Annotated in this window: 6 protein-coding genes; 5 read left to right on the forward strand and 1 reads right to left on the reverse strand. The window is 59.1% G+C overall.

The features are described from left to right. The first annotated feature begins 293 nt into the window (after positions 1–293). From ACOBR2_RS13455 to ACOBR2_RS13465, 3 genes are all read left to right on the forward strand, one after another. Positions 294–1,436 carry a DEAD/DEAH box helicase gene (locus tag ACOBR2_RS13455; protein ID WP_420236629.1) on the forward strand — a complete coding sequence of 381 codons (1,143 nt, stop codon included), beginning with the start codon at positions 294–296 and terminating at the stop codon, positions 1,434–1,436. 256 nt (positions 1,437–1,692) lie between these two features. Further along, positions 1,693–6,831, forward strand: a complete 5,139-nt coding sequence (locus ACOBR2_RS13460) for a PAS domain S-box protein (protein ID WP_420236630.1) — start codon at positions 1,693–1,695, stop codon at positions 6,829–6,831. 143 nt (positions 6,832–6,974) lie between these two features. Further along, positions 6,975–7,367, forward strand: coding sequence for a response regulator (locus ACOBR2_RS13465; RefSeq protein ID WP_420236631.1), 393 nt, complete (start codon positions 6,975–6,977; stop codon positions 7,365–7,367). 69 nt (positions 7,368–7,436) lie between these two features. On the opposite strand, the gene ACOBR2_RS13470 is transcribed toward ACOBR2_RS13465, so the two are convergent. Further along, entirely contained in the window at positions 7,437–7,880 is a 444-nt protein-coding gene (locus ACOBR2_RS13470) for a deoxycytidylate deaminase (RefSeq protein WP_420236632.1), read from the reverse strand. 316 nt (positions 7,881–8,196) lie between these two features. Here ACOBR2_RS13470 and hutU point away from each other — a divergent pair, with 316 nt between their 5' ends. Together hutU and hutI are read left to right on the forward strand one after the other, a co-directional pair. Further along, positions 8,197–9,852, forward strand: a complete 1,656-nt coding sequence (gene hutU / locus ACOBR2_RS13475) for a urocanate hydratase (protein ID WP_420236633.1) — start codon at positions 8,197–8,199, stop codon at positions 9,850–9,852. Then, positions 9,849–11,072: an imidazolonepropionase gene (gene hutI / locus ACOBR2_RS13480; RefSeq protein WP_420236634.1), complete on the forward strand. Its 1,224-nt coding sequence runs from the start codon at positions 9,849–9,851 to the stop codon at positions 11,070–11,072. The genes hutU and hutI overlap by 4 nt, the downstream gene beginning before the upstream one ends. Positions 11,073–11,093: the final 21 nt, after the last annotated feature.

Consider the following 11,093-nt stretch of genomic DNA (forward strand, 5'->3'; position numbering starts at 1 on the left):
TCCATCGTAGTCAAGGCTTCGCAGTGTCTGCTCGTGAGAACGCAGCGTGCGATTGACCGGACCAGACTGCAGCGCGTGTGCGCCAGATCAGTCGAAGACGCGAGATGTGGCAAACCCTGAAGCGACGATTCTGAAGTAATCCCAGGTTTACTGCATACAATAGAATGGTCTTTTGCGCGTTTTTGCGCTTGTTGACGTGCAACGAAGGGCCAAATAACTGCGTTCTTGCGGGCAATTCCATGGAAGAACTGGAATGATGGATTGCTGCGCCGTGAATGCTGCCTAGGAATGAATTGAAGATCTTTTCTGAAATGCCCCTGTCGCCCGCAATGAAGCAGCGACTGCTCGAAGCCAATTTTATTTACCCCACGCCCGTACAGACTGAAGCCGTTCAACCCGCGCTTGAAGGCCGTGATGTGCTGGTTACCGCGCAGACCGGCACCGGCAAAACGCTCAGCTATCTGATTCCGCTGATCGAGCGTACCGAGCAGGCAACCAACAGCAAGGGCGCCATCGCGTTGGTCATGCTGCCCACCCGCGAGCTGGCCATGCAGGTGTTGGCCAACTGGCGCACCCTGACCCAGGGCCAGGAAAGCGCCGCGCTGGTTTGCGGCGGCCTACCGGAAGGCCCGCAGCTCTCCGCGATTCGCCGTGGAGCACGCGTGATTTTTGCCACTCCCGGACGCCTGGAAGACTATCTGCAGCGCAAGCTCGTGAACCTGAGCGGCGTGCAGATGATGGTGCTCGACGAAGTGGACCGCATGCTCGACATGGGCTTTAAGCCGTCCATTCAGCGCATCGCCTCGCTGCTGCCCGCCAACCGCCAGACTATGTGCTACTCGGCCACGCTCAGCCCCGCCATTCGCGACGTGGCCAGCATGTACCTGCAGGATCCAGTGCGTGTGGAGATTGGCTCGTCCGAGCTGAAGCCTTCCGCGAATGTAAAACTGCAGAGCTTCGAAGTTCCCACCGACAAGAAGCAGGAGCTGCTTGAGCATCTGCTCACCACACATCCGGGCAGCTTCATGGTATTTGTGCGCACCAAGCACGGAGCCGACCGCGTGGCCAAGAAGCTGACCAACTCAGGCTTCTCGGCAGCGCCGATCCACGGCGACCGCACTCAGGCGCAGCGCAGCTCGGCATTGCGTGGCTTTGCCGAAGGCCGTCACCGCGTGCTGGTGGCCACCGATGTGGTGGCCCGTGGCATTGACGTGGCTGACGTAGCCCATGTGGTCAACTTCGATCTGCCCAAGGAAGCTGAAGACTTTGTGCACCGCGTAGGCCGTACCGGCCGCGCATCGGCCCGCGGCGTGGCTTCCACCTTTGCCGCTCCGGCTGAGATCCGCACCCTGAAGCGCCTGGAACGCACGCTCTCGATCACCACCGAGAAGTACCGTGTGCGCCCCAACCCCTCGGCTCGGGGAATGGTCGCCTAAGAGTCTTTTCAATCAACACTGAAGCGAGTGGGCTTCAGCGCCTGTTTCCTCCTGGATCTGTTCTTCCCGGGAGGAAACAGGCGCTGAGGCCCTCGCTTTTTTAGATGCACTTACGGCCCGACTCAAGTCGGGCTCTGTTACAAATCTCCTCCGGAATGAAACTATCCTATAAAAATCGCTTGGGATTCTGTTGTTTGCCCGTCCTTTAAGGCCGATGAAGGCTAGGAGTTTCCCATTCTGTCAGCGGGTGCTCCACTTGGCCGAGGAATCATTTCATGTCGATTTCACCAGTCTGCTCACGTTGGCTGAGCAGACCTCGGACGCCGTTGTGCTTACCGACCCGGACGGAATCATCCGTTATATAAACCCAGCCTTTACTACTCTCTCCGGCTATACGCTTGAAGATGCCCTCGGCGCCACACCGCGCATTCTCAAATCCGGGAAGCAGAAAGCGGAATTCTATCGCAGCATGTGGCAGTGCATCCAGGCGGGAGACGTCTGGCAAGGCACACTCATCAACAAGCACAAGGATGGTTCGCTGTTTTCAGAACGCCTGCGCATCGTGCCGATTCAGGACAAGCCTCCTCAGAAAATCACAGGCTATATGGCATTTGTCCAGAACAGCACGGTAGCCAGAGCCGCAGAGGATGCGCAACATTTTCTCGCCTCCCTCATACGGGGCTCGGAAGATGGCATTCTTGTCTTTTCCCCCCAGAATGGCGAGATTCTGAGCTGGAATCGCGGTGCCGAACGCATCTTCGGTTACACGGCAGAAGAAACCGTGGGACGTCCCGTGGCAGAGCTATTCGCCCCCGAGTTGCGGGAGCAACTGAGCGCCCAGATTGCACGGATGGCGGACGGAAAAACCTTGCTTCCCTGCCGAACCATCGGGCAACGCAAGAATGGAAGCATCTTCCCCGTGGCGCTGGACGCAGCGCTTGTGCGCGACGAGCAGGGCAACGCCACGTCCATCTCAATGCGGGTCAGCGATGCCACGGCGCAGGCTGAGCCTGAAAGGACGCAGGACTTTCTGGCTGCGGTTGTTGAATTCTCTGAAGATGCCATCGGTTCTTCCGACCTGAGGGGGAAGATTCTGAGTTGGAATTCCAGCGCGGAACGCCTCTTTGGATACAGTGCGCAGGAAGTGATCGGCCAACACGTCCGCCTGCTCACCATGCCGGGACGCGAAGCGCGCCTGACGATGATTCTGCAAAAGATCTGGAATGGGGTGGCCGTCAGCGCTTACGACACGATTCTGCGCCATAAAAACGGCTCTGCGATTGACGTCTCTCTTTCGACTTTTCCGGTGCGCAACGAAGTGGGCGAGATCATTGCCATCAGCGGCATCGCCCGCAGTATTCGTCAACGCATCCAAGACGAACGGCAGCAGCATGAAAGCGAAGAAAAATTCCGTCGCATCTATGAAGACAACGGCCTGGTCATGCTGCTGGTCGAGCCGGGGGATGGAACCATCGTCGATGCCAATCCAGCAGCATGCGAATTCTACGGATACAGCCGCGCCGAGATGGCTGGAATGTCCATCCACAGGATCAACATCATGGAGCAAAGATGGGTTGGCTCCATGCGGCAGCAGGCAATGCGGGAAAAGAATGTGCGCGCCGAGTTTCTCCACCGCCTGGCCAGCGGCGAAGTTCGCGAAGTTGAAGTACATATGGCAGGCATTTATGTGGAAGACAAGCCTCTGATCTTTTCCATCATTCACGACATTACCGAACGTCGGCGGACAGAAACCGCCCTGGCAGAATCGGAGATGCGCTTCCGCAGAATCTTTGAAGAGAACAGTTCGGTGATGCTTTTTGTAGACATAGAGACTGGCATTCTGATCGACGCCAACGCTGCGGCTTCCAACTTTTTTGGCTATCCTTTGCAGGAACTGAAGGGTATGCAGGCCAGCCAGCTGACGCACTTGCCGCAGAAACAGGGCGCAGAACTACGCGAACGCATGCGTCAGGAAGGACGTTCCCGCTTCAGCCTGCGCAATTACACCAAGGATGGCAGGGAACGCGAGGTGGAGGTCTTCTCGTCCTCGCTCGAAGTGAAAGGAAAACCGGTTCTCTTCATCATCATTCACGACATCACCGAGCAGAAGCGAGCCGAGGGAATGCTGGTGGAGCGCGAAAAGCAGTTGCGCCTGCTTACCGACAATATCCGGGAGCTCTTCTGGATCATGAAAGCCGACGGAAGCGCCTTCAAATATCTCAGCCCTAGCTTCGAGAATCTGTGGGGGTTAAACCGCGAAAAGGCCGCATACAATCTCAGCCTGCTCCAGAAGGTGGTTCATCCGGAAGATCTGGAGCTAATTCAGGAAACCTACGCCCGGGAACTTCGCGGAGAAGCTACCGAAGTCGAGTTCCGCATCCTGCATCCCCAGAAGGGCCTGCGCTGGCTGCGAGACCGCTCCTTTCCAATTCGCGACGCCGAAGGCAAATTCACCCAGATGGTTGGCTTCACAGAGGACATTACCGAGCGGAAGTACGCGCAGGATGCGCTTGTAAGCAGCGAAGAGCGCTACCGAAGGACCTTTGACGAAGCGCCTATCGGCATTCTGCATACCGCGCCCAACGGCCGCTTCATCCGCTGCAATCACCGCTTTGCCGAGATCGTAGGCTATGCGCAGGAAGAGGTGACAAGCCTGCGCTTTCAAGACATCACCCTGCCCGAAGACAACGCCGCAAGTCTGGAGATCCTCCACCATCTGGAGAAAGGCACAGTCAGGATTCCTGTCTGGGAAAAGCGCTATGTACGCAAGGACGGAGCGCTGGTCTGGGTACGACTGACCTCGCAGGCGCTGCGCGACACAAATGGAGAAATCTCCTACTACATCACGCTGGTGGAAGACATTCATGCACGCAAGCTTGCCGAAGCCCGATTGAAGGAAACCGCCGAACGCCTGAAGCTGGCCACCCAGGCAGGCGGCGTTGGCATCTGGGAGTTGGATATGGCCCGGCAGCAGTTCTACTGGGACGAACAGATGATCCAACTGTATGGAAACATCACCGACGCACTGCAGGGCGGTTTCGACATATGGATTCAGTCGCTGCATCCGGAAGACGCCCAACGGGCGCAGGAAGAGCTTCAGGCGGCTTTGCAGGGAACAGGGGATTTCAACAGTGAGTTCCGCATCGTCTGGCCCGATGGCAGCATTCACTTCATCCGTGCCATGGCCCTGGTACAGCGGGCAGAGGACGGAAGCCCGCAGCGCCTGGTAGGAACCAACTGGGAGATCACCGCCCAGCGCCAGGCGGACGAAGCCCTGCGCCAGAGCAACCGCGAACTGGAAAAGCAGACAACCCGCGCCAACCGCATGGCCATGCAGGCAGCCCAGGCCAACGCCGCCAAAAGCGAGTTTCTGGCCAACATGAGCCATGAGATCCGCACCCCCATGAATGGCATTGTGGGCATGACGGAGTTGCTGCTGGAAACGCCGATAAACAGTGAGCAACGGTATTATGCCGAAGCCCTGCACTCCAGCAGCGAAACCCTGCTCCGGCTGATCAACGACATTCTCGATCTGTCCAAGATCGAAGCCCGCAAACTGGAGCTGGAGCAGGTCGACTTCGAGCTGATCCCCTTGATTGACCCTCTGGCCAGCGCCGCCTCGGCACAGACTGCGGGCAAGAACGTGGAGGTCATCAGCGACGTGGATGCCGAGGTTCCCGCCATCCTGCACGGAGATCCGGTACGCCTGCGCCAGATTCTGGGCAATCTGCTGAGCAACGCCATCAAGTTCACGCCCTGGGGCGAAGTCGAACTGCGCGTCCAACTGATAGAGCGGGGCAAAAATGCCTGTATGCTGCGCTTTTCCGTCCGCGATACGGGCATCGGCATTCCGGCGGACAAACTGACCTCGATCTTTGACAAATTCAACCAGGTCGATGCCTCAACAACACGCCAGTACGGTGGCACGGGTCTGGGTCTGGCCATCAGCAAACAGCTGGTGGAGTTGATGGGAGGCAGGATCGGAATCAACAGCCAGCCCGGAGCGGGCTCGGAATTCTGGTTTACCCTGCCGCTGGGCATTGTGCAGCAGGAGAACGCCAGCACATCCCCCCTCTTTCTGCTTGGGCAACGGGTGCTGATCGCAAGCCACAGCCTGTCTATCCGAGCTTCCCTGCGGCGACAGATGGAGGCATGGGGTAGCCAGGCAGAGGAGGCCAACAATGTTTCCGAAGCACTGCAGCGGCTCACGGCATCCTTTGAGAGCACCTCGTTCTTTTCCCTGCTTTTGCTCGATATGGACCTGCTGGAGACGGAAGACGAAGCAGCGATAAAGGCCCTGCGCGACGATCCGCGACTGACGGCAACGCACATGATCCTGCTAACCTCCATTGACCCGATGCGGGGCATGGAACGAGCCCACCTCCAAGGATTCCAGTGGTGCGTCACCAAGCCAGTCCACCGCCAGGAACTCTCTGAGGTGCTGCATGAAATTCTTTGCGCTACTCCCGAAGATGGTGAAAACGCCCCACTGCAGTGCACCGAAAAAAGTAACGCCCTGACGCCCCTGGCTGAGCACCAGGGAAAGATTTTGCTGGTGGAAGACAACCTGACCAATCAGCAGGTGGCTCTGGCCATCCTGAACAAGATGGGGCTGACGGCGGATGTGGCCAATCATGGAATCGAAGCACTGCAGCACATGGAAACCACCCCCTACGATCTGGTTCTGGTGGACATGCACATGCCACAGATGGACGGGCTGGAGACGGCCCGCCACATTCGCCATCGGGAATCAAAAGTCCTCAATCATGAGGTTCCCATCCTTGCTATCACGGCGAATGTGCAAAAGTCCGACCGCGACGCCTGCCGGATGGCCGGGATGAATGGATTTCTGACTAAACCAGTTTCCGCCGCACGACTGCGCGAGGCGCTGGAGGCATGGTTGCCGGTCCGCTGCGGTCAGAAATCCCCGCCTGCCGCAACGGCTTCCGCCGCGCCGCAAGAGCAAACCACCGTACCGAACAAAACGAATGGAGCCGTAATCTTTGACCGCGCCGGTCTGCTGGAACGCCTGATGGAAGACGAACAGCTGGCCGGGGTCGTGCTAGGAGGATTTCTGGAAGACATTCCACGCCAGATTGAAATTCTCGGCGAATTTCTTGACCGGGAAGATGCCCATGCAGCTCATCGTCAGGCGCATTCTATAAAAGGCGCGGCAGCCAACGTCGGCGGAGAGCGCCTGCGCCAATGCGCCCTGGAACTGGAAAAAGCAACCCAGCGCGAAGACCTGCAGACGGTGCGGGATGGTTTGCCCGCTCTCAAAGAGGAGTTCGAGCGCCTGCGTCTGGCCATCCATGCAGCCTTTCAGGAGCAAGAAGTGAAAAACCAGAAGGAAAGAGAAAACCAACAGGACGGCCAACTACCATCGGAAGAGTGAAGTTCTCCCCGATCAGGAATGCCGGAGAAAACACCCCGTGATCGAATCACCGCGGAGAATCTGGCAAGCCCGTTCTCCGCAGACAAACCGGATTGCAGCATTCAGCTTTCCTCAACGCAGAGGAAATATACGGAGGCAGAACAATGAAAACCCTGGTCGTGGAAGATGAGCTCACCGGACGCGCCATTTTGCAGGGGATCCTGGGAGGATTTGGCGAATGTCATGTTGCTGTCAATGCCGAGGAGGCCATCCTCGCCTTTCGCAAGGCCTATGCTCAAGCCGCCCCCTACAACCTTGTCTGCATGGACATTCAACTGCCCGGCATGGATGGCATCGAGGCGGTCAAGCAGATTCGTGCCATTGAAGAAGAGCATGGCGTGCTCTCCACGCAAGGCACAAAGATCCTGATGACCACCGCCGCCGATCAACCTCGTGAGGTCATCAATTCCTTCCACGCCCTCTGCGATGAATACCTGACCAAGCCGATCAGCGCTTCCGTATTGCTCAACAAGCTAAAAAATCTTGCGCTCGTGTAAGCGCGGCGCTGGTCATTGGTCCATGGCTAACGACTGCTTTCCTTCTGCAGAAACCTCTGTTTACCGGACTTATTCGCTGGCTTCGGGAGGGAGCATCACCAACTCAATGCCAGCCTCGCTGAACATCGTCTCCGACAGCGGCGAGCGGCCCCACTTTTCATTCGAACTCGGCGTATACACAATGCGGGAAATGCCGGACTGCACCACCACAGCCGCGCACTGCGGACAGGGCATGTAGGGCGTCACATAGAGCGAACAGCCGCGAATATCTTGCCGCGCGGAAAGAATCGCGTTGATCTCGGCATGCAGAATGATGGGGTACTTGATCTCGCGATTTTCGAGCCGCTCCGGCAGATCCTCAACTCCCTGCGGAAAGCCGTTGAAGCCCACCGAAACCACGAACTTGCCCCGCGTAATCACGGCCCCCACCTTGGAGCTTGGATCCTTGCTCCAGCTGGCCACCAGCCGGGCCATATCCATAAACCTGCGATCCCACTTTTCGCTGCTCGACATCTGTATCTTCTCCTCGGATTGCCGGCTGTTTGCGGCTTTCTTTTCAGGATCTCATGCGACCGCCGCACCACGGCACCAGCTTCCCTGCCCTTTTGCGCATGGACAAATACAAAAGCAGGCTTTCGCTGCCATTCCATCCGGCCATTCCGGCAGCCTATAGTCATTTTCACTTCCAAACCTTACTTCCACAGTGGATTTCCCATTCCTCTTCCGCCCGATCCTCTCTATGCTTGAAAAAAGTTTTTCTTCTGGCTCTTTTTCCGGCAATTTGCCCCACAATGAGGCCGAAGACTTTGCTACCAGGGAGATTGTTGCGATGGGTTCGAGTTCACGTGTGATTCGTTCGCCGCGCGGCGCCGAAAAAACGGCCCGCGGCTGGATTCAGGAAGCTGCCAAGCGCATGCTGATGAACAACCTTGACCCGGAGGTGGCGGAAAAGCCGGATCAGCTGATCGTCTATGGCGGTCGTGGCAAAGCGGCCCGCAACTGGGAGTGCTTTGACAAGATCATCACCACGCTTGACCGCCTCGAAAACAATCAAACGCTGCTGGTGCAGTCCGGCAAGCCGGTAGCCGTCTTTGAGACGCAGCCCATGGCTCCGCGTGTGCTCATCGCCAACTCCAATCTGGTGCCCAACTGGGCCAACTGGGAGGAGTTTGACCGTCTGGACAAGCTGGGACTGATGATGTACGGTCAGATGACCGCCGGTTCGTGGATCTACATCGGCACCCAGGGCATTCTTCAGGGCACCTATGAGACCTTCCAGACCGCAGCCGAGCTGCACTTTGGCGGCACACTGGCGGGCACCATCTCAGTGACTGCAGGCCTGGGCGGCATGGGCGGCGCACAGCCGCTGGCCGTCAAGCTGGCGGGTGGCGTCAGCATCACCGTGGAAGTGGATGCATGGCGTGTGCAGCGCCGCTTGGAAACGCGCTATCTGGATCAGGCCACCAACTCACTGGAAGAGGCTCTGCGCCTGGCACACGAGGCCAAGGCCGCCCGCAAGGCGCTTTCCATTGGCCTGATTGGCAACGCCGCCGAGGCGCTGCCAAAGATGGTCGAGCTCGGCTTCATTCCCGACCTTGTGACCGACCAGACCAGCGCCCACGATCCCATGTGGGGCTATATTCCGGTGGTTGCAGAGGGTACCGATGTGGATGCGCTACGCTCCAATCAGCCCGACGAATATCTGCGCCGCGTGCAGGCTTCCATGACGCAGCACATCCGCGCCATCCTGACCATGCAGCAGCGCGGAGCCATTGCATTCGACTACGGCAACAACCTGCGCACTCAGGCACAGAAGGCTGGCGTCACCGATGCCTTCTCCTACCCCGGCTTTGTGCCCGCCTTCATTCGCGACTCCTTCTGCGAAGGCCGTGGACCCTTCCGTTGGGCCGCGCTCTCGGGCGATCCGGAAGACATTTACGCGACAGACCGCGCCCTGCTGGAACTCTTCCCCGACGATCGCCGTCTGCACGACTGGCTTACCTTTGCCGCCGGACAGATCGCCTTCCAGGGCCTGCCCTCGCGCATCGGCTGGCTTTCTTACGGCCAGCGCGACAAGGCCGGTCTGCTCTTCAACCAGATGGTGCGCGACGGCCGCCTGAAGGCTCCCGTCGTCATTGGCCGCGATCACCTGGACGCAGGCTCCGTGGCCAGCCCCTATCGTGAGACCGAAGCCATGAAGGACAGCTCGGATGCCGTGAGCGATTGGCCGCTGCTGAACTTTGCCACGGCGATTTCGAGCGGTGCAGGTTGGGCCAGCTTCCATCATGGCGGCGGCGTGGGCATGGGCTACAGCCAGCATGCTGGCATGGTGGCCGTGGCCGACGGCAGCGACGAGGCTGAAGCGCGTCTGCGCCTTTGCCTGAAGAACGATCCCGCCATGGGTGTGGTGCGCCACGCCGATGCCGGATACGAAAAGGCCATCAAGGTCGCGCATGAGCGCGGCGTGGATATGCCCTCGCTATGACCGCCGATCTGCTGATTCGCGGAATTGCACAACTGGCCACGCCGCCTGCCGCAGGCATACGGCGTGGCCCAGCCATGCGCGACGTGGTTGTAACTGAAGACGCCGCGCTGGCCCTCCACGGCGACACCATCGCCTGGGTAGGCAAGGTCTGCGAATGGCAGGGCGAAGCGCGGGAAGTGGTTGATCTGGGCGGTCGCGCGGTCGTGCCCGGCCTGATCGACGCCCATACCCACGCGGTGTGGGCAGGCGACCGCTTGGCCGACTTTGAAGCGCGCATTGAAGGCAAGCCCTACGAAGCGATTCTGGCGGCTGGCGGCGGCATCTGGAGCACCATCCGCGCCACCAGCGCCTGCAGTGAAGCGGAACTGGTTGCCGCCAGCCGCCCGCGCATTGAAGCGCTGCTGCAATCAGGCGCAACCACCATCGAGGTCAAGTCGGGCTACGGCTTTACGCCGGAAGCGGAACTGGCCAGCCTGCGCGCCATCCGCGCGCTTGCCACGCAGTCCAAAGCCCGCATCATTCCCACGCTGCTCATCCACATTCCTCCGCGTGACGCAATCGAACGCGCTGCCTATCTGCAGACCGTCTGCCAAAAACTCATTCCACAAACCGCGCACAAAGCTCTCGCGCTCTCCGTCGATGTCTTCGTCGAAAAAGAAGCATGGTCGGTGGCGGAAGCCGAGCAGATTTTTGCCGCAGCCCGCGCCCATGGCCTTGCCGTTCGCCTGCACAGTGAGCAGTTCCAGAACGTGGGCGGCGTAGAACTGGCCGCACGCGTAGGCGCATTGAGCGTCGATCATCTGGAAGCCTGCCAGCCTGCGCAGATAGCAGAGCTGGCCGCTGGTGCCTCCGTAGCCATACTGCTACCCGGCGTTTCGCTGCAGCTTGGTTTGGCTGCGGCTCCTGGCCGCAAGCTCATCGATGCGGGCGCTGCCGTGGCCATCGCCACAGACTTGAACCCCGGCACCAGCCCGCTCTATTCCATGCAGATGGCTCTTGCACTCTCCACGCGTTTGAACGGACTCACCGCGCAGGAAGCATTGGTGGCGGGCACAGTCAATGCCGCAGCCGCACTGGGCCTTGCCAACGTGGGTGCTCTCGCAGCCGGAATGCGCGCTGACTTCCTCGTACTCGATGGCGGCGACTGGCGCAATCTTCTCTACACGCTTGGCTCCAACCCGGTCTCTCAGATCTGGACCGGCGGCACGAAGGTCTGCTGAAAATAGCCTTCACACAGGATC

Origin of the sequence: Telmatobacter bradus (assembly GCF_048629425.1) — a bacterium.
In the GTDB taxonomy this organism is placed as follows: Bacteria; Acidobacteriota; Terriglobia; order Terriglobales; family Acidobacteriaceae; genus Telmatobacter; species Telmatobacter bradus.

Bases quoted from the DNA above. Each gene is read 5' to 3' on its own strand.
- hutI (WP_420236634.1), top strand. From the start codon at position 9,849: ATGACCGCCGATCTGCTGATTCGCGGAATTGCACAACTGGCCACGCCG.
- ACOBR2_RS13465 (WP_420236631.1), top strand. From the start codon at position 6,975: ATGAAAACCCTGGTCGTGGAAGATGAGCTCACCGGACGCGCCATTTTG.
- hutU (WP_420236633.1), top strand. From the start codon at position 8,197: ATGGGTTCGAGTTCACGTGTGATTCGTTCGCCGCGCGGCGCCGAAAAA.
- ACOBR2_RS13470 (WP_420236632.1), bottom strand. From the start codon at position 7,880: ATGTCGAGCAGCGAAAAGTGGGATCGCAGGTTTATGGATATGGCCCGG.